The organism is Megamonas funiformis (assembly GCF_010669225.1).
In the GTDB taxonomy this organism is placed as follows: Bacteria; Bacillota; Negativicutes; order Selenomonadales; family Selenomonadaceae; genus Megamonas; species Megamonas funiformis.
Genome location: NZ_CP048627.1, coordinates 2,446,250 through 2,466,808, shown reverse-complemented (window position 1 = coordinate 2,466,808; position 20,559 = coordinate 2,446,250). Strand labels below are relative to the sequence as shown.

Annotated in this window: 11 protein-coding genes; 9 read left to right on the top strand and 2 right to left on the bottom strand. The window is 32.6% G+C overall.

The window, feature by feature from the left end:
• Positions 1–31: 31 nt before the first annotated feature.
• A complete protein-coding gene (gene addA, locus GXM21_RS12235) occupies positions 32–3,712 on the bottom strand; it encodes a helicase-exonuclease AddAB subunit AddA (RefSeq protein WP_008539312.1) in 3,681 nt (1,226 codons plus the stop codon).
• Complete coding sequence (addB, locus tag GXM21_RS12230) at positions 3,679–7,251, bottom strand: helicase-exonuclease AddAB subunit AddB (RefSeq protein WP_008539314.1); 3,573 nt, start codon at positions 7,249–7,251, stop codon at positions 3,679–3,681. The genes addA and addB overlap by 34 nt, the downstream gene beginning before the upstream one ends.
• Positions 7,252–7,443: 192 nt before the next feature.
• On the opposite strand from addB, the gene nadA reads away from it, so the two are divergent.
• From nadA to GXM21_RS12185, 9 genes are all read left to right on the top strand, one after another.
• The gene (nadA, locus tag GXM21_RS12225) at positions 7,444–8,352 is read left to right on the top strand and encodes a quinolinate synthase NadA (protein ID WP_008539316.1); all 909 of its coding nucleotides are present in this window, start codon (positions 7,444–7,446) and stop codon (positions 8,350–8,352) included.
• Positions 8,353–8,365: 13 nt separating this feature from the next.
• Positions 8,366–9,679 (top strand): L-aspartate oxidase, encoded by a 1,314-nt coding sequence (locus GXM21_RS12220; RefSeq protein WP_008539318.1) that lies wholly within the window; start codon positions 8,366–8,368, stop codon positions 9,677–9,679.
• Complete coding sequence (gene nadC, locus GXM21_RS12215; protein WP_008539320.1) at positions 9,676–10,527, top strand: carboxylating nicotinate-nucleotide diphosphorylase; 852 nt, start codon at positions 9,676–9,678, stop codon at positions 10,525–10,527. The genes GXM21_RS12220 and nadC overlap by 4 nt, the downstream gene beginning before the upstream one ends.
• 23 nt (positions 10,528–10,550) lie before the next feature.
• A complete protein-coding gene (locus tag GXM21_RS12210) occupies positions 10,551–11,864 on the top strand; it encodes an MFS transporter (RefSeq protein ID WP_008539323.1) in 1,314 nt (437 codons plus the stop codon).
• A gap of 438 nt (positions 11,865–12,302) precedes the next feature.
• Positions 12,303–14,126, top strand: a complete 1,824-nt coding sequence (gene kdpA, locus GXM21_RS12205) for a potassium-transporting ATPase subunit KdpA (RefSeq protein ID WP_008539325.1) — start codon at positions 12,303–12,305, stop codon at positions 14,124–14,126.
• A gap of 17 nt (positions 14,127–14,143) precedes the next feature.
• On the top strand, positions 14,144–16,210 hold the full coding sequence (gene kdpB / locus GXM21_RS12200; RefSeq protein ID WP_008539328.1) for a potassium-transporting ATPase subunit KdpB: 2,067 nt from the start codon (positions 14,144–14,146) through the stop codon (positions 16,208–16,210).
• Positions 16,211–16,226: 16 nt separating this feature from the next.
• Positions 16,227–16,817, top strand: coding sequence for a potassium-transporting ATPase subunit KdpC (gene kdpC, locus GXM21_RS12195; protein ID WP_008539329.1), 591 nt, complete (start codon positions 16,227–16,229; stop codon positions 16,815–16,817).
• A gap of 99 nt (positions 16,818–16,916) precedes the next feature.
• On the top strand, positions 16,917–19,619 hold the full coding sequence (locus GXM21_RS12190; protein ID WP_008539330.1) for an ATP-binding protein: 2,703 nt from the start codon (positions 16,917–16,919) through the stop codon (positions 19,617–19,619).
• Positions 19,612–20,310, top strand: a complete 699-nt coding sequence (locus GXM21_RS12185; RefSeq protein WP_008539331.1) for a response regulator — start codon at positions 19,612–19,614, stop codon at positions 20,308–20,310. The genes GXM21_RS12190 and GXM21_RS12185 overlap by 8 nt, the downstream gene beginning before the upstream one ends.
• Positions 20,311–20,559: the final 249 nt, after the last annotated feature.

Below are 20,559 nucleotides of genomic sequence, written 5' to 3'. Positions count from 1 at the left end.
TTATTAGATTTAGTTAATTGTATAACTAAAGCTACATTTTTATCAAGCTAGCATCATGAAAAAGATAGAGATATTTTTCTTTAATCGGTTTTCGCATGATTTCACTGGCTGCTTGAGCATAAAGTTCTATTTGCATGGCATATTTTGCCTTAGCTTCTGTTTGTGTGCAATTATCTGTTTTATAGTCCAATAAAATCAAGCCATCATCTTCTTCTACTAATAAGTCGATAATACCTTGGATAAAGATAGTATCATTATCTTCGGCTTGAGGATAATAAATTTGAGCATTAATCATGCGGTTAAAAGCTAATTCTCTTTGCAGTGATTTTGCTTTTTGAATACGCATGCCTAGCGGTGAAAATAAAAATTCACGGATATTTTTGCGGTAGATTTTATTTATATGCTGTTTATCGATTATTTCTCTATCAGCTAAATTTTGGAGTTGGGCTAATATGCCTTTATCGGATAAATCTCCGTGGAAATCTAAATGTTGCATCACTGTATGCATCAAACTACCGTATTCTGTAGCAGTCATTTTTGTTTGTTTTTGTAAAAATTGTGGTCGTTTAAAACTAGTTTCCTCAAATAGCGTTTGAGCATTATCATCTTGAGGAGCATAATCGGTTGAAGCAAATTGCTGTTTGATTTCAGTAACGGATAACTTTGCTGGAATGGATAATGCCTCTTGATGAGGATAAGACCAATTCAATAATTTATCAATATTGTCTTTTTGCTTTGTAGCTGGCAATGGCTGTAATTTTTTTACTTTATTGATGATATCTTCGTTTACAGTGGAAATTATAGTTTTATCTGTGACATCTAATGAGTTGATTAGGGAAATTTGCCATTGTGAAGGATCATCTAATAAAACAGCACTTTCATTTGTAGCTGATTGACGTAAGACTAAGCCGTCTTTATGGCGAGCAATAGTAGGAGCTAGCCAATCTAAATATGATTTTGCCTGCATGATGAAATAATCAGGTAGAGTTTTTGTCGTTGTTTGCAATTGAGAACAAGCATATTGAGCAAATTTTTCCATATTGCGAACAGTACCAGTGAGTATGAGTTTTTCACGAGCTCTAGTCATAGCTACATATAATATACGCATTTCTTCTGCTTTATACTCTTTGACGATTTGTTGAATGATAGCCTGGCGAGATAAATTTTGATAGCGATAGTGATGTTTGACATCATTTACATAAAGACCTAAGCCGAGTTTTTTATGAAAGAGAACACTTTCTTGAACATCTTTGAGATTGAATTGTTTGCCGATATCAGCAAGAATTACTAAAGGAAATTCAAGACCTTTGCTCTTATGAATACTCATGATACGTACTACATCTTCACTATCACTTAGATTTCTAGCTACGGCTAAATCATTTCCCATATGTTGCATTTTATGGATAAAACGCAAGAAGCGGAAAAGACCGCGGAAAGAAGTTTGCTCATAATTGAAAGCTCGATCATAGAGCGCTCTTAAATTTGCTTGGCGTACAGAGCCTTCAGGTAAGCCACCTACATAATCATAATATCCTGTATCATTGAGCAATAACCAAATTAATTCAGGTACGCTATGACTGCGAGCATAATCTCGCCAATAATGCAATTTAGTTAGAAAATCATTTACTTTAATCTGCAATTTAGCAAATACTTTTTTATCTACAGGGAGTAATTGTTCTTGTAGCTCATTAATAGATGTCATGAATAATAAAGTTTCATACATATTTAATTGTGGATTGATGAGGCGGATATGAGCTAAATCTTCAACGGTGAAATTAAATATAGGTGAGTATAAAATCGCAGTCAGTGGTATATCTTGTTGCGGATTGTCGATTATTTGCAATAATGAAAGCATGATGCGAACTTCTGTTTCTTGGAAATATCCCGTTTCAATAGTGGCATATACAGGAATATTATCTTCGCGAAGTACATCAGCTAATATCTTAGCTTTATCTTGAACAGAACGCAGTAGGATAACGATATCTTTCCATTTTATAGGGCGATAAGTCTTTGTATGTTTATCAAAGACAAGGGGCTGTTTATTCATCAATTCTTTTATGCGAAGAGCAATATATTTAGCTTCAGCTTGAAAGCCTTGTACAGTGTCTTCATTATCACTATCGTCATTATCAGTTAAAGTTAATTTTTGCTGTTTGTCCAATAAAGTTAATTCAATCGGTGATTTTAAAGTCAAAAATTCACTTTGAGGATAATCAAAACCGCAGTATAAGGCTTCATCTTTACCATAAGATAATTCTCCAGCTTTTGTAGTCATGATTTGGGAAAAGATGAAATTGACACCATCAAGGATTTCCTTGCGACTGCGGAAGTTTTGGGCTAAATCAATGCGAAGACAATCTTCTTCATGAGGATATTGATGATATTTAGCTAAGAATAATTCTGGCTCAGCTAAACGGAATTTATAAATGCTTTGTTTTACATCGCCGACAAAAAATAAATTTGGTTTAGTGCGTGAAGCGATTAGATTTAAAATAGCTTCTTGAACTCCGTTTGTATCTTGGTATTCATCGACCATGATTTCTACATATTTTTCTTGTAGTGTCTGGGCGATTGATGAAGGTATCAGTTTTTCAGCAGTAGAATTTTCTTCAGTGAGCAATTTCAAAGTGAAATGTTCAAGGTCGGAAAAATCGACTAAAGAGCGTTCATTTTTAGCTTTACTAAAAGCTTGAGAAAATTCTATGGTTATATTACATAAACTATTGGCTTGTTTATACAATTGAGGCATATCAGAGAGTGTATCTTCAATAGTTTGCGTAAAATAATGCTCTTTTAATTGCTTGATGATTTTCTTAGTTTCATCACGAAGAGCGGAGATGGTAGCTTTATCTTCTTCATTTACAGAGAATTTTTTAGAAATTCGCAGAGCTTTAAATTTAAATTCATTGATTAAATTAAAAAATTCCTGCCATGAAGTGTCGATTAAGTTATTTAAATCATAAAGAAAAGCTAAATCTTCACTGGCGATATCTGCATAAGGTGGTAAGTTTAAGTCTGTAGCTAATTGATACATCTTTTGGCTATTGTCTATGGCTATATTTAAACCATCTTTGACATTGTCTTTGATTATCTGTAGCCATGGGCAATCATTGAGTTCATCAGCATTATTGATTTGAAAATATGAAGGTAGAGCTTTCAGCCATTGTAAAGGAAAAGGCTGACTGCGAGAGTATTCATATAGTTTTAAGATAATATCATAGGTGCTATCATCGCCACGTTCATTGCCATAGGTGTCAGTAAATTCTAGAAAGTCTTCATTATCATCTTTGTCATAATTCGTTTCAAAGAGTTCTTCAAGCACATCGAGTTTTAATAATTCAATTTCTTGAGGATTAGCAAGACGAAATTTAGGATCTAAACCTAATTGATGGAAATATTGGCGAATGATATTTTGACAAAAAGCATGAAGTGTGGAGATTGAAGAAGCGTTTAATAATACGAGTTGACGCTCTTTATCTTTATCGGATAATTTCTCTGTGATGGCACTGGCTATACGTTCACGCATTTCAGCTGCGGCTGCATTAGTGAAAGTAACGACAAGTATTTGATTGATGTCGCATGTTTTATTCACAATGCGTTGAATTACACGCTCTACTAATACAGAAGTTTTCCCTGAGCCAGCAGCTGCGGCTACGAGGATATTTTTATCATAAGTATTTATAGATTGTTGTTGCTGTGCTGACCAAGGCATGAAAATCCTTCTTTCTGTTTTAATTTTTCAATGATTTCTTCGTCATTGAGTTGATTTATCTCTCGATAATTATAGCCGGAGATATATTTATCAAAACGACAGATGGCGATATATGGACAGTATTTGCAAGCCGTTTCATCTTTTAATTTATACGGTGCGATATCAGCATTGCCCTTTAAAATTTCACTGCCAGCTTCTTTTAAAGTATTTTCGATATGTTTCATCAATAAATCGAATTCTTCTGCTGTTTTTACATAGGAACGACTTTGAGCGGAGACATCATCTTGATTTTTATTTAAACGCACTTTGATAAAATTAGAAGAGTCATCAATTTTTTTGATGATTTCTGGATCTGCTAGTACCCAGCCTGGCATACGCATTTTCTTTTCAATTTCTGTTTTAATTTGTTGAACGGATAATTTATTAGTACCTGTGATGACAGGTGTTTTTAAAAAGCAATATAAAATACCAGCAGGAATGGCATTTTCCATATTATATAATTGCAAAGTAGTATTTTGAGCTACTAAAAGATAAGTCAAAAGCTGTAATTTCAAGCCATAATATACTTGTAGTAGATTAATAAAAGCATTGCCTGATTTATAGTCAATGACTAGATAGTAATTATCATTAAAATCAATGCGGTCAATCTGTCCAATGATTTCTATTTTGTGATTATCTTCATCTGTGAATAATAAAGGAGGCATGGAGCTATTAGCACCGAAATCTTGCTCTAAAGCTTTAGGTGAAAATTCACTGTGTTTGGCAAATTCCACTAGACGCATCAAAGAATCAATGGATAATTGCTCAATTCTTTGCAAAAGATGTCTATAGCGATTGGAGCTTAAGAGAATTTCATTTTGCAATTTAGGAGCAATTGTCTTGATGATTTGTTTGCAGATTTGTTGACATTGTTCATGAGTTACATCTTGCCATGATATTTGTCGCTTCACGAGGATTTCTCCGAATTGGTGCATGATGGCATGGAGTAAAATTCCTAAATCTGGAGCGGCAAATTTAAATTCTTTGCGTTCTTGTAGATTTAGAGCATAATGAGCAAAATGTTTGAATGGGCAATTAAAGAATTGTTCAAAGCGTGTTACACTGCCACGAAGTGTTTTGCGTTTCGTATATAATTTACTAGCTAAATCAGATGGCAATACAGGTTTTGGTGCTTGGGCGAAAATACTTTGTAGTGCTGTAGATAAAGGCACATCAGCAGTTAAGAGATAATTATAGACATCTTGCCAAAATGACGCTAAATCTTCACCATCACGAGCTTGGCGAAGAGCGGAAGTCAAATGGCTAAGTGTCTTTCTTGTTGAAGATACTTGCATGGTCTTTATCGCAAATGAGCTATCTAAAGGATTTTCTTCTAGCGTAAAATCACTTGGATAAGAGATTATTTTATCTAGAGGAATGGCTGTGAACTTTGCTTTAGGCAAAATCTTTTGCAATCTAGTTATCAAGATGGATTTATTCAGTCCAGCTCCTTCACCGTCAGCTAGAGCATAGGATACCCAAAGATAATCTGTAGCTAAGGAAAAGCCTTTGTAGAGAAGATATCTTTCGGCAAAATTATCTTCCATTGTACCGCTAGAGATATTCAGCCCTAGACTTGCCATCAATAAACGTTCAGCATCACTTAAGATACCTTCTGTTTTACTATGGCGAGGCATGATTTTTTCATTAGCACCTAAAATATAAATAGCTTTCTTGTTGTTTAAAGTATTATGCTCAAATGGTGCAAGTGTAACATAATCATAGCCAGGTGGTATTAAAGCAATCTGGATACTATCTAAGCCATCATTGATTAATTTTAAATAATTTTCAAGATTGATATAATCTTTGCCACATGTCTGCACTAATTGATCCATCAATTCAATGATATTATCCCAGATTTGATGATGTTCTTTGGCAAGGGCAATATCATTTTGTTCTTGGGCTATTTTTTCCCATAATTGCAATTGAGTCGGTATTTGTAAATCAAGCAGAAAATCATATAGGGCAAGCGTATATTCTTCGATAGTCTGCGAATTTTGGCAAGCAGTGTAGAATTTTTCTAAAGGAGCGACTAAACTGCGTCTAGTTAGATTTATAGCAGTGAAATTAGCTTCTTCTTCCAGATCTGTACCCATAGAGTCAATCTGTTTATGATGAGAAAAACGCCAATCGCTTTCTTCACACCAGCGATTGCGACCGCGAATACCAAAAGCCAAGACGTAATTTTCTAATTTATCAATAGCTTTACGAGCGATAGCTTTTTGTTCTGTCAAATTTAAATTTATTTCATCTGTATTTTCTTCGAGATTTTTAAGCGTTTGCAAATATTTATCATTGAAGAAATCAGTCTTAAAAGCTCGAAATAATGGTTCATATTGCCATGTAGAAATAGATTCTAGACTAGAGCGGATTAATTCAGCTAGAGGATGATGAGCAGTTTGTCGCTTACTATCGCTGAAATAAGGAATATTAAAATCATTCAAGACAGCTTGCAATAATTCGCTATAATCTTCACTACTGCGGATTAAAATACCGATATCATAATGGCGATAATTTTCTTCGTGACATAGACGCAAAATATCACAGGCGACAGCTTCACATTCCAAACGGCGGTTAGGTGCTTCGACTATTTGAAGACCGCCAGTATAATTTCTTTTCGTCAAAGGAAATTTAAATAATTGCTCTTCGATAAAGGCTAAATCTTGTTGTTTATGGCGGTGATTTGCTGTAAGTGTAGTTATCTTTGTAGGTATAGCTAATTTTTTAGTCATATTATTTATCTGTTGAAATACATTGAATTGGCGATGAAATAAAGCAGTAGGTGCTTCATGTTCAATATCATTTAAATTATTGATGCATAACGTTAAATGAATATCACTGGCTAATGCTAATAATTGTTCGACTACGCGAAAATGTTGAGGATTGAAAGCATCAAAACCATCTATCCAGATTTCAGCATCTTGAAGCCATGTACATTCAGGTAATTTTTTGATCGCAAGTTCCATCATATCTTCGCTATCGTGATAACGACCAGCCATCTGTTCATCAAGACCAGCGTAAATAGAAGTCAAATCGCTCAATTTTTGTTTGAGTGAATCATTATCAATAAGCGCTAAAATATCTTGCAAAGTAGTAACGCTGATACCAGAAGTTTTGAATTCTTCAATGATTTGTGATACAGAAGCTGTGAAATGATGTTGGCGAGCAGCCTTGGCTAAGATAGAGAGTTTTGTAGAACTTAAAACTCTAGATAATAATAATTCCTTACCGATTTCATTGAGATGTGGATGGAGTATCCCACCGCAACGCATTAATACTTGATAGGCAAGTCTGCTCATGCCTAAGACATAAGCTCTAGTAAAACCGCCATAATCTTTTAATTCCAAAGCTAATTGACGTTCAATCGCAAAAGTCATATGGTCAGGCAATAATATAACTAGAGGTTTCCCTGTTGGTGAATGGATTAATTTTTCTTTAATGGCATTTAAACAAGCTGTGGTTTTACCACTTCCTGCTCTGCCAATGATGAATTCTAACATAAGATTACCTCACAAATTTATCAAAAATATATTGGCTTAATTATATCATAATCGAATAAAATCACCGCTTCATTTAGCAGTAAAAACGACTTCTTATTGACATGTGAAAAATATTTGTATATATTACTGTCTTGTCAGCTGTTAATAATTGATGTATAATATCAAAAAATATTCTGTGAAGGAGAAATCTTGATGTTGTCTTTAAAAGAAGAAATAGAGCAATTAAAAAAAGAAAAAAATGCTGTGATATTAGCACATTATTATGTTCCTGATGATGTTCAAGAAGTCGCAGATTATATAGGAGATTCTTTTTATTTAAGTAAGATTGCGAAAAATATTGGTGCTGATTTAATTGTATTTGCAGGAGTATCTTTCATGGGTGAAAGTGCAAAAATTTTAAATCCTAAAAAGAAAGTATTATTGCCAGATAGATATGCAGATTGTGCAATGGCACATATGGCAAGTGTTGCTAAAGTAAAAAAAATGCGTGAACAAATCGAAGATTTAGCAGTAGTTTGTTATATAAATTCTACAGCTGAATTAAAAGCAGTCTCTGATGTTTGTGTAACTTCTTCTAACGCAGTTGAGATTGTGAAAAAATTATCAAATAAAAATATTTTCTTCATTCCAGATGGTAACTTAGGAGCATATGTAGCGAGCAAAGTTCCTGAAAAGAATATTATCTGCAATGATGGTTATTGTCCAATACATAGAAAAATAAGTGTAAATTTAGTGATTGAAACGAAAAGAGCACATCCAAATGCGTTGTTTTTAGTTCATCCAGAGTGTAGTGAAGAAGTAACGAATTTAGCTGATTTTGTAGGCAGTACATCAGAAATTATAAAGTTTGCCACTAATTCTGAGGCAAAAGAGTTCATCATTGGTACAGAAAATGGTGTTATGTATGAATTGAAACAAAAAAATCCAGATAAGTTATTTTTGCCAGCAATACCTAGACAATATTGTGATGACATGAAAAAAGTTACTTTAACGAAAGTTAAAGATAGCTTAGTGAATGAAAGATATGTGGTAGAAGTTGATGAAGAGTTAAGTATCAAAGCGATGAAACCACTTGAAAAAATGTTAGAATTAGCAAAATAATGAAGGTGTAAATATGCAAAATTATAAAACAGATATATTGATTGTAGGTACTGGTGCTAGTGGCTTATTTGCAGCACTACATTGTCCTAGTGATAAAAATATATTGATGATAACAAAAGATGCTGTAGAAAATAGTGATTCTTTCTTAGCACAAGGTGGTATTTGTGTCTTAAGGGATGAAAATGATTATAATAGCTTCATGGAAGATACATTGAAAGCTGGTCATTATGAAAATAGAAGAGAGTCTGTAGATATAATGATACGTTCTTCTCGTGAAGTCATAAATGAATTGATTGGCTATGGTGTAGATTTTGCTAGACAAGAAAATGGTGAATTAAATTATACAAGAGAAGGTTGTCATTCTAAAGCTAGAATTTTATTTCATGAAGATATCACAGGTAAAGAAATCACTAGAAATTTATTAAAAGCAGTACAGAAATTACCTAATGTACATATTTTAGAATATGTCACTATGTTAGATTTAATTGAACAAGATAATACTTGTTTTGGTATTTTGGCTAAGGATAAAAATGATGAGTATTTGACCATTGAAGCAGATAATACAATTTTAGCTAGTGGTGGTATAGGTGGATTATATGAACATTCCACAAATTATCCTCATTTGACAGGTGATGCTATAGCGATAGCACTTCGCCATAATATAAAACTTGAAAATCCAGATTATGTGCAAATTCATCCAACTTCATTATATACAAATAAGCCAGGTAGAAGCTTTTTGATATCTGAATCGGTAAGAGGTGAAGGAGCAAAATTATATGGCAAAGATGGAAAACGTTTTGCAAATGAAGTTTTGCCTAGAGATTTAATGACAGCAGAAATCAAAAAACAAATGGCAAAAGACAATATGCCTTATGTTTGGTTAGATATGACAGTTCTTGGTAAAGATGTGATTTTAAATCATTTTCCTCATATCTATGAAAAATGTCTTGAAGAAGGTTTTGATGTAACTAAACAATGGATACCGATTGTACCAGCACAGCATTATTATATGGGTGGTATCCATGTAGATAAATACAGCAAAACTACAATGAACAATCTATATGCCGTTGGTGAAACAAGTTGTAATGGAGTTCATGGAGCAAATAGATTAGCTAGTAATTCATTATTAGAAGGATTGGTCTTTGCTAAAAGAGCAGTTAATAAAATCCATGATGATGAAAATGCACAACATAAAAAATACGATATAGATTTTGCTCAATTAGCAAATAATGTACAACAAAATATAGATAGAGAAAAAATAATCTTAGCTCAAGAATATAAAAAAGCTATTTTCAATGAAATGGATAAAGTGAGAAGTGCAAGATGAATGAAATAACAATGAAAATGAATGCAGATAAATTGATTTTGATGGCGTTGCAAGAAGATATTACTAGCGAGGATGTAACAACTAATGCCATTATGCCAGAAAAAGTTTTAGGTGAAGTGGATTTAATCTGCAAAGGTGAAGGTGTAATAGCAGGTTTAAATGTATTTGCTAGAACCTTTGAATTATTAGATAAAGATATCGAAATCACATTTATGGCTAAAGATGGCGATAAAGTAAACAAAGGCGATTTACTTGCCAAAGTAAAAGGCGATATCAGAGTATTATTGTCAGGAGAACGCGTGGCATTAAACTATTTGCAGAGAATGAGTGGAATTGCCACATATACAAATCAAGTAGTAAATTTATTAGCAGGCAGTAAAACAAAATTATTAGATACGAGAAAGACCACACCGAATATGCGTATTTTTGAAAAATATGCTGTTACAGTAGGTGGAGGAAATAATCATCGTTATAATCTATCTGATGGTATCTTATTAAAAGATAATCATATTGGAGCTGCTGGCAGTGTAAAAAAAGCTATAGAATTAGCTAGAGCATATGCTCCATTTGTACGCAAAATAGAAGTTGAAACAGAAAATTTAGATATGGTAAAAGAAGCTCTAGAAGCCAGAGCAGATATCATCATGCTTGACAATATGAGCATAGATATGATGGAAGAAGCCATAAAACTCATAGACGGAAAAGCTCAAACTGAATGTTCTGGAAATGTAACTAAAGAAAATATACAAGCATTAGCTAAAATCGGTGTGGACTTCATTTCTAGCGGTGCATTGACTCATTCAGCACCAATTTTAGATTTATCGTTAAAACATTTGCATAGAATTTGATTATAAATTAAGGAGTGTAAATAATGTTATTACAAAGATTGGAAGCTTTGCCAGTAGGTAGTTTCCATTATAAATTATTAGTTATCACAGGTCTTGGTTGGTTATTTGATGCTATGGATACAGGGCTTATCGCCTTCGTATTACCTGTACTTGGTAAAGAATGGGGCTTGTCCGCTGGACAGATGGGGGCTATCGGCTCTATCGGTCTTGTTGGTATGGCAATAGGGGCAGTAATCGCAGGCTCTATCGCTGATAAATTCGGTCGTAAAGCTGTATTTTCTGCAACAGTAATTTTATATAGTATAGCCACAGGACTTTGTGCAGTTTCATGGAGTTATGAATCCTTGTTGATTTTCCGCTTCTTCGTTGGTTTTGGTCTAGGCGGTGAACTTCCAGTAGCGGCGACACTTATGTCTGAATATGCACCAACTAATTTACGCGGTAGATTTATCGTCTTATTAGAAAGTTTTTGGGGTGTAGGCTGGATAGCAGCTGCTTGTATCGCTTACTTATTCATTCCTGTTTATGGTTGGCATTATGCTTTTATCATTGGTGCTTTACCTGCTATCTATGTATTTTTCATTCGTTTGCATATGCCTGAATCTGTAAGATATTTATTATCTAAAGGCAAAGTAGAAGAAGCTCAAAAAATCGTAGATGATTTGGAAATGCGTCTTGGTGTTAAATATAAAGGCGATTTAAAAGTAACAACTGATGATACACCTACAGAAAAACCAAAATTAAAAGATTTATGGTCTGGTAAATATTTAACAAGAACAATCATGCTTTGGATTGTATGGTTTGGTATCGTTTATAGTTATTATGGAATTTTCACATGGCTTCCTGCTATCGTTTATCAGCAAGGTTTTGCCTTTGTAAAAACTTTTGAATATGTGCTTTTAATTACCTTTGCTCAGCTTCCTGGATATTTCTGTGCAGCATGGCTCGTGGATAAATTAGGCAGAAAATATACATTATCTTTATTCTTATGTATGAGTGGTGTAGCAAGTTATTTCTTCGGACAAGCTCAAAGTGCAGAATTGATTATCTTCTGGGGCTGTGTGATGTCCTTCTTCAATCTTGGTGCATGGGGTGTTGTTTATACTTATACACCAGAACTTTATCCGACAGCTATCCGTGCTATGGGCAGTGGTTGGGCAGCAGGTGTCGGTCGTATCGGTGGTATGGCTGCTCCATTTGTTGTAGGTATGATGATAGAAGCTGGAAGAGATATGCATACTGTTTTCTATATGTTTGCTAGTGTATTTATCATTATTGCTGTAGCAGTATTTGCTTTAGGTGTAGAAACTAAACAGAAAAACTTGGAAAATATTTAAATATAGTCTAAATAAAAATAGCAAGTACAAATGTATCTACTATTTTTTTATTGGCAAATTAAAGATAATTACTAGATAAATTAGGTGTTGAAGCAGAAAGTGATAAAATTGCTTATGGTATCAGCTATGAATATCAAGATAGTGATTCCACAACAGCTAATAAATGGCTTGCGAATGTAACATTTAAATTCTAAAAAAATAATTTTTATTTAAAACTGCACTTTAAAGGTAAAAAGCCTTTAAAGTGCAGTTTTTTTATCTTAATACAATCTTAATATAGTAGCTATATTTCATAACACTATTTTTATTTTTCCTATAGTAAGATATAAAAATGCAAGGAGGAATAAAAATGGAAATTTGGATTTGGATAAGTGGCGTAGTCGCTATATTGTTGCTTATCTATTATTTTTACATACTTATGAAGGGAGATGAACAATAATGAGTGCAGATATCATCATACAATATCTTGTATTTTTAATTGTACTTGTTATTTTTTCTATTCCATTAGGTACTTATATGGCAAAAGTAATGAATGGAGAGCATGTATTTTTGTCTAAAATATTATCACCGATTGAAAATCTTATTTATAAAATTATAGGTGTAAAAAAAGATGAAGAAATGACTTGGAAAACATATTTATCATCTGTAATATGGTTTTTCTTTATTGGTTTAGGTTTTTTATATATTTTTCAATGTTTTCAGGATAAATTGCCATTTAATCCACAGAATATTGATGCTATGAGTTGGCACTTATCTTTTAATACAGCAGCAAGTTTCGCTACAAATACAAACTGGCAAGCATATAGTGGTGAAGCACAATTAAGTTATTTTTCTCAATTTATGGGACTTACTACGCAAAACTTTGTTTCAGCAGCAACTGGTATAGCAGTTTTATTCGCTTTAATCCGTGCATTTGTTAGAGCAAAATCAAAAACTATTGGTAATTTTTGGGTGGATTTAACACGTTCTATAATTTATATTTTATTACCATTAAGTGTAGTAGTTACTATGGCTTTAGCTTCTCAAGGTGTAGTACAGAATTTATCTCCAGGACAAGAAGTACAATTAGTTGAACCTATTGCTGTAGATAGTGAGGGGAATATTATTGAAAATGCAACGATTGATAGAAATAATAATGTAGTATTTGTTGATGGCGAAAAAGTAGAAGATGCGACAATTGTTACAAAACAATTTGTGCCAATGGGACCTGGTGCAAGTCAGATTGCTATTAAACAGTTAGGTACAAATGGTGGAGGTTTCTTTGGTGTAAATTCTGCGCATCCATTAGAAAACCCTAATTCACTTACAAATATGATAGAATGCACTGCTTTATTATTAATTCCAGCAGGATTATGTTTTACATTTGGTCGTAATATAAGAGATAAAAAACAAGGCATTGCTATTTTTACAGCTATGTATATTATGTTGATAGCATTTTTATCAGTAATAGCGATAAATGAACAGAACGGTACACCACAGCTTGCTCAAAATGGTGCTGTAGATATTGTTAGTACGGATTATCAAGCTGGAGGAAATATGGAAGGTAAAGAAGCTCGTTTTGGTATAGTTCAATCTTCTACTTGGGCAGCTTATACAACAGCTGCATCAAATGGTTCAGTAAACTCTATGCATGATAGTTATACACCTCTTGGCGGTTTAGTTACAATGCTTCAAATGCAATTAGGAGAAGTTATTTTTGGCGGTGTTGGTTGTGGTTTATATGGTATGTTAGCGTTTGCCATATTAACAGTATTCATTGCTGGGTTAATGGTTGGTCGTACACCAGAATATCTCTGTAAAAAAATAGAACCATTTGAAATGAAATGGGCTGTACTTGTATGTTTGGCAACACCAATTGGTATTTTAGTAGCAAGTGGCATTGCAGCTATAGTGCCTAGTGTAGCAGACAGTTTAAATAATGTAGGAGCTCATGGTTTTTCTGAAATGTTATATGCTTATTCTTCTGCTGGTGGCAATAATGGTTCTGCATTTGCTGGCTTTAATGCGAATACACCATTTTTAAATACTAGTATTGGTTTAACTATGATTTTTGCACGTTTATTACCTATTGTTGGTATTTTAGCTATAGCAGGTAGTTTAGTACAGAAGAAAAAAGTGGCAGTTACCGCAGGTACTTTATCTACAAGTAATGCAATGTTTGTGTTCTTGTTGATATTTATTGTAATTTTAGTAGGTGCGCTAAACTTTTTCCCAGCGTTATCTTTGGGACCTATTGCTGAATATTTCAGCATGATTTCATAAGGGGAGTGCTAAAAATAATGATAAAAACTAAATCAGCTCTCAGTGATAATCAAATGGTTGTAAGAGCTATTAAAGATTCATTTGTAAAATTAAGTCCAAAAGTGCAAGCTGAAAACCCTGTAATGTTATTAGTATATATTTCAGCAATTTTGACTTCTTTACTTTGGGTAGCATCACTTAGTGGTGTACAAGATGTTTCATCTGGTTATACTTTAGCAATTGCTATAATTTTATGGTTAACTTGTATTTTTGCTAATTTTGCTGAAGCTATTGCTGAAGGCAGGGGCAAGGCACAAGCTGATGCACTTCGTGCAGCTAAAAAAGATGTAGAAGCGTATAAACTTCATGATGTAAATAATAAAGAAAATTATGAGGTAGTAGTATCTTCTTCATTAAAAAAAGGAGACATTGTTATTGTTAAAGCAGGTCGACAAATTCCTGCTGATGGTGAAGTAATTGAAGGGGCAGCATCTGTTGATGAATCAGCAATAACAGGTGAATCTGCTCCAGTTATTAGAGAAAGTGGTGGCGACCGTAGTGCTGTAACAGGTGGTACGACTGTTACTTCTGATTGGCTTGTAGTTCGTGTTACTTGTGATAGTGGCGAATCTTTCTTGGACAAAATGATTTCTATGGTTGAAGGCGCTGCGAGAAAGAAAACTCCAAATGAAATGGCTTTGCAGATTTTTTTAATAGCTCTTTCTATTATTTTCATTTTAGTAACAATGTCTTTATATACTTACTCTGATTTTTCTGCTAAACAAGTAGGTATGGAAAATCCTTCTTCAATAACAACTTTAGTCGCTTTACTTGTGTGTTTAGCTCCTACGACAATTGGTGCTTTGCTTTCAGCTATTGGTATAGCTGGTATGAGTAGATTAAATCAAGCTAATGTATTAGCAATGAGCGGTCGTGCTATTGAAGCTGCTGGTGATGTTGATATTTTAATGCTTGATAAAACAGGCACAATAACACTTGGAAATCGTCAAGCTTCTGAATTTATTCCTGTAGATGGAATTGATGAAAAAACTTTGGCAAATGCAGCTCAATTATCTTCTTTAGCAGATGAAACACCTGAAGGTCGTAGTATTGTAATTTTGGCTAAAGAAAAATTTGGCATTCGTGGTAGAAATATTGAGGAAAATCATATGGAATTTATACCGTTCACTGCTAAAACTAGAATGAGTGGTGTAAATTATGATGGACATGAAATTAGAAAAGGTGCTGCTGATGCAGTAAAATCTTATGTAATAGAAAATGGTGGTATTTATTCTGCACAGTGTGAGGAAGCTGTGAAACGTGTAGCTCAAATAGGTGGTACACCATTGGTTGTAGCTCAAGATTATAAAATATTAGGTGTTATTAATTTAAAAGATATTGTAAAAGATGGTGTAGCAGAAAAATTTGCTGACCTTCGTAAAATGGGTATTAAAACTATTATGATTACAGGTGATAACCCATTAACAGCAGCAGCTATAGCCGCTGAAGCAGGTGTAGATGACTTTCTAGCAGAAGCTACACCAGAAGGTAAATTAGCCATGATACGTGATTTTCAAGCTAAAGGTCATTTAGTAGCAATGACTGGTGATGGTACAAATGATGCTCCAGCACTTGCTCAAGCAGATGTAGCAGTAGCAATGAATACAGGCACTCAGGCTGCTAAAGAAGCTGGTAACATGGTAGATTTAGATTCTTCACCTACAAAATTAATTGAAGTAGTTCGCATTGGTAAACAATTGTTAATGACTCGTGGTAGTTTAACTACATTTAGTATTGCTAATGATTTAGCAAAATATTTTGCGATAATACCATCATTATTTTTATCTTTATATCCTGGATTATCGGCATTAAATATCATGAATTTACACAGTCCTCAATCTGCAGTTTTATCAGCAATAATTTATAATGCACTTATCATTGTGGCATTAATTCCTTTGGCTTTAAAAGGTGTAAAATATCGTGAAGTACCCGCAGGGGAATTGTTAAAAAGAAATCTTTTGATTTATGGTTTAGGCGGTATTATAGTGCCATTTATATGTATAAAAATTATTGATGTTATATTAGTTGGTCTAGGTCTAGTTTAAGAAAGGTGAGTTTGTAATGGATAATTTCAAAAAAGCATTGCTATCAGTAATTACTTTCACTGTTTTTTGTGGATTTATTTATACAATGGTAATGACAGGTATTTGTCAGGTATTATTTCCAAACTCTGCAAACGGCAAAATTATCGAAGTAAATGGTGTAAAATATGGTAGTGAATTATTAGGTCAACAATATACAAGTGATAGATATATGTGGGGTCGTATAACAAAAATTGATGTTAGTACTTATAAAGATACTGAGGGAAATCAGTTAGCATATGCAGCTCCATCAAATTTAAGTCCTGCAAGTGAAGATTATGAAAAATTAATAGCACAGCGTGTAGAAAAAATTAGAAAAGCTAATCCAGAAAAAGGTAATGAGCCTATTCCTGTAGATTTGGTTACTAATTCTGGTAGCGGTTTAGATCCAGATATATCTGTAGCTGCAGCAAAATACCAAGTAGAAAGATTAGCTCGTGAAAATAATATGACTAAAGAAGAAGTAAATGCTATTATCGATAAATGTACTAATCATAAAGTATTAGGCTTCTTTGGTGAAGAAACAGTAAATGTTTTAAAAGTTAATTTAATGTTAGATAAGATAATTTAATATTTTAAAGGGATAACCTCCACGTCAAATATATATTAAATATATTTTGATGTGGAGGTATATTGGTTTATAACATATATGCAATTGGGAGGGGCTTATATGCCAATTATACGAAAATCGCCAGAGAAAATTTTGGAACAAATTCATATAGAAGAGCATGAATCAAAACGAGGAAAATTAAAAATATTTTTTGGCTATGCAGCAGGTGTTGGTAAAACTTATGCTATGTTAGAAGCTGCACATGAAGCCAAAAAGCAAGGAATTGATGTAGTAGCAGGCTATATAGAACCTCATGCAAGACCAGCAACTGCAGCTTTAGTTAATGGTTTAGAAGTAATTTCACCATTAGTGATTAATCATAAAGATATAACTTTAAATGAATTTAATTTAGATGCAGCTATAAAAAGAAATCCACAATTAATTTTGGTTGATGAATTAGCACATACAAATGCAGATGGTTGTCGTCATATCAAACGTTATCAGGATATTGAAGAATTATTAAAAGCAGGCATTGATGTATATACAACAATTAATGTACAACATATAGAAAGCTTAAATGATATTGTGGCTTCAATTACCAAAATAATTGTGAGAGAACGTATACCAGATAGAATTTTTGATGAAGCTGAGCAAGTGGAATTAGTAGATATAGAACCATCGGATTTAGTAACACGTTTATCAGAAGGAAAAATTTACCAAAAAGAACAAGCTGATAGGGCATTGGGGAATTTTTTTACTGTTGAAAATTTAACAGCGCTTAGAGAAATTGCACTTCGTCGCATGGCTGATAGAGTAAATAAAATATCTTTAAAGGTTAAAAATGAAAATAATAAAGATTATTATACGAATGAACATATTTTAGTATGTTTATCATCATCGCCATCAAATTCTAAGATTATTCGTACAGCGGCAAGAATGGCAAATGCTTTTAAAGCTCAATTTACAGCTTTATTTGTGCAGACATCAAGTTTTGAAAAAACTTCATTAGAAAATAAAAAAAGATTGAAGGAAAATATTCATTTAGCAGAGCAATTAGGAGCAAAAATTGAAATGGTAGTAGGAGAAGACATACCGTTTCAAATAGCAGAATTTGCAAGACTTGCTGGTGTATCAAAATTAGTCATAGGAAGAAGTATTGCTAGAAATGGATTTATGCGTTTAATGCGTAAATCTTTTACCGATAAATTAATTGAACAATTACCGAATTTAGATATACATGTAATTCCAGATAATAAAGCTTTATTTTATAAAAATTTTTGGAAGAAATCCGTAAATGAAAGAGAGATATGTAATACATCAGATATTATAACTATATTAGTTATTTTAATAATAACTAGTATGATTGGTATGTTATTTTATTCAATGAATTTAGGCGAAGCTAATATCATGACAGTATATATCTTAGGTGTATTAATTGCTGCCTTAAAAACATCGAAGAGATTATATAGTGTAGTATTATCTGTTTTGAATGTATTAGCATTTGATTTTTTATTTATTGAACCTAGATATACTTTTACGGCATATGACCCAGTATATATTATTACGTTCTCTGTAATGTTTGTATCAGCTTTTGTTACAGGAGGTCTTACTAATAAAATAAAAAAACAAGCTATACAGTCTGCTAAATTAGCTTATCGAACTAAAATATTATTAGAGACAAATCAATTATTGCAACAAGCAGGCAGTGATGCAGCTATAGCAACAGTTACATCTCATCAACTTTTAAAATTGTTAAACAAAACAATAGTGTATTATAGTGCGGATAAAAAAGGTTTATTGCCACCTGTTGTTTATAATGTAAAAAATGATGTTCATACAGAACAATTGATAAATAGTAATGAAAGAGCTGTAGCACAATGGGTTTATAAAAATAATAAACGAGCAGGTGTAAAAACAGGTACATTAAATAATGCTAAATGTCAGTATTTGGCAATTCGTTCTAAAGATAATGTATATGGTGTCGTAGGTATAGCTATTGATAATGAGGATTTAGATGTATTTGAAAATAATTTGGTCTTATCTATTTTAGGTGAATGTGCATTAGCTTTAGAAAAAGAAATATATAGTAAAAAGCGTCAAGAAATTTATTTACAAGCAAAAAATGAACAGCTTAGGTCAAATTTGTTGCGTTCAATTTCGCATGATTTAAGAACACCACTTACAAGTATTTCTGGTAATGCTGACTTTTTATTAAGTAATAGCGCTAAAATAGATGATGTTAAACGACAGGAATTATATAATAATATTTATGATGATTCAATGTGGTTGATTAATTTAGTAGAGAATATTTTATTTATTACGCGTATAGAAAATAAGACGATGAAGATTAACTTACAAACTGAGTTATTAGACGATATTATAAATGAAGCTTTAAAGCATTTATATCGTCGAGGAAAAAATCATCATATAGTTTTTGAAGAAACAAAAGATATAATGATGGTAAAAGTTGACGCACGTTTATTAGTACAAGTATTTATAAATATAATAGATAATGCCATAAAATATACCCCAAAAGACTCAACTATTACTATTAGTGCAAAAATAAAAAGTGATAAAATTGAAGTTTCTATTGCAGATAATGGTCAAGGCATTAGTGATGAAGCAAAAGATAAGCTTTTTGAAATGTTTTATACAGCAAATTCTACTGTAGCTGATAGTAGAAGAGGAATTGGTATAGGTCTTAGTTTGTGTAAATCTATTATTATGGCACATGGTGGAGAGATAAAGGTAAGAGATAATAAACCACAAGGAACAGTTTTTATATTTACGTTACCAAAAGAGGAGATTAATTTTAATGAATAAGCCAATGATATTAATTGTTGAAGATGATGCAGCAGTTAGAAATTTAATATCTACTACATTAAAAATGCAAAATTATAAATTTCACGTAGCAACTACAGGCTCACAGGCTTTATTAGAAGCAGTATCAAATCAACCAGATATTATGCTATTGGATTTGGGGCTTCCTGATATGGATGGGGTAGAAATTATAACAAAAGTTCGTTCGTGGTCAAATATGCCAATTATTGTAATTAGTGCTAGATGTGAAGATAGAGATAAAATTGAAGCTTTAGATGCTGGGGCAGATGATTATATAACAAAGCCTTTTTCTGTAGAAGAATTTTTAGCTAGACTTAGAGTTACTATTCGCAGGATAAATTGTGTACAAACTCCGCATAAGGAAAATAGTATATTTGTTAATGGCGAGTTAAAGATAGATTATGTATCTGGTTGTGCATATTGTAGAGGTAAAGAATTACATTTAACACCGATTGAATATAAATTATTATGTTTATTGGCTAAAAATATAGGCAAAGTATTAACGCATACTTATATAACACGAGAAGTATGGGGTAATGCTTGGGATAATAATGTAGCTTCTTTGCGTGTATTTATGGCAACATTGCGTAAGAAAATAGAAATAGATACAGCTAATCCAGAATATATTCAAACACATATAGGGATTGGCTATCGTATGTTAAAGCTTGATTGATAATATAATTATTGATAGTAGTTTAAAATTGGTTTTTATTTTTATCGGCAAAATAAAATTGAAAAATAATTGATATTTTTAGTTAATAACTTGCCGATAACGGCAAAAAGTTTAGAATGAAATTGTTTTTAGTATAAAATATGTAAGAAAGGATAGGGCATAAAGTCATATCCTTTTTTATTAATATTTTATATCATTTTAAAGTAATGTATAATAGAATAGTTTAGGTATTTTATATTAAGGAGGGAA

Coding starts and splice junctions, on each gene's coding strand:
- addA (WP_008539312.1), bottom strand. CDS start 3,712: ATGCCTTGGTCAGCACAGCAACAACAATCTATAAATACTTATGATAAA.
- addB (WP_008539314.1), bottom strand. CDS start 7,251: ATGTTAGAATTCATCATTGGCAGAGCAGGAAGTGGTAAAACCACAGCT.
- nadA (WP_008539316.1), top strand. CDS start 7,444: ATGTTGTCTTTAAAAGAAGAAATAGAGCAATTAAAAAAAGAAAAAAAT.
- GXM21_RS12220 (WP_008539318.1), top strand. CDS start 8,366: ATGCAAAATTATAAAACAGATATATTGATTGTAGGTACTGGTGCTAGT.
- nadC (WP_008539320.1), top strand. CDS start 9,676: ATGAATGAAATAACAATGAAAATGAATGCAGATAAATTGATTTTGATG.
- GXM21_RS12210 (WP_008539323.1), top strand. CDS start 10,551: ATGTTATTACAAAGATTGGAAGCTTTGCCAGTAGGTAGTTTCCATTAT.
- kdpA (WP_008539325.1), top strand. CDS start 12,303: ATGAGTGCAGATATCATCATACAATATCTTGTATTTTTAATTGTACTT.
- kdpB (WP_008539328.1), top strand. CDS start 14,144: ATGATAAAAACTAAATCAGCTCTCAGTGATAATCAAATGGTTGTAAGA.
- kdpC (WP_008539329.1), top strand. CDS start 16,227: ATGGATAATTTCAAAAAAGCATTGCTATCAGTAATTACTTTCACTGTT.
- GXM21_RS12190 (WP_008539330.1), top strand. CDS start 16,917: ATGCCAATTATACGAAAATCGCCAGAGAAAATTTTGGAACAAATTCAT.
- GXM21_RS12185 (WP_008539331.1), top strand. CDS start 19,612: ATGAATAAGCCAATGATATTAATTGTTGAAGATGATGCAGCAGTTAGA.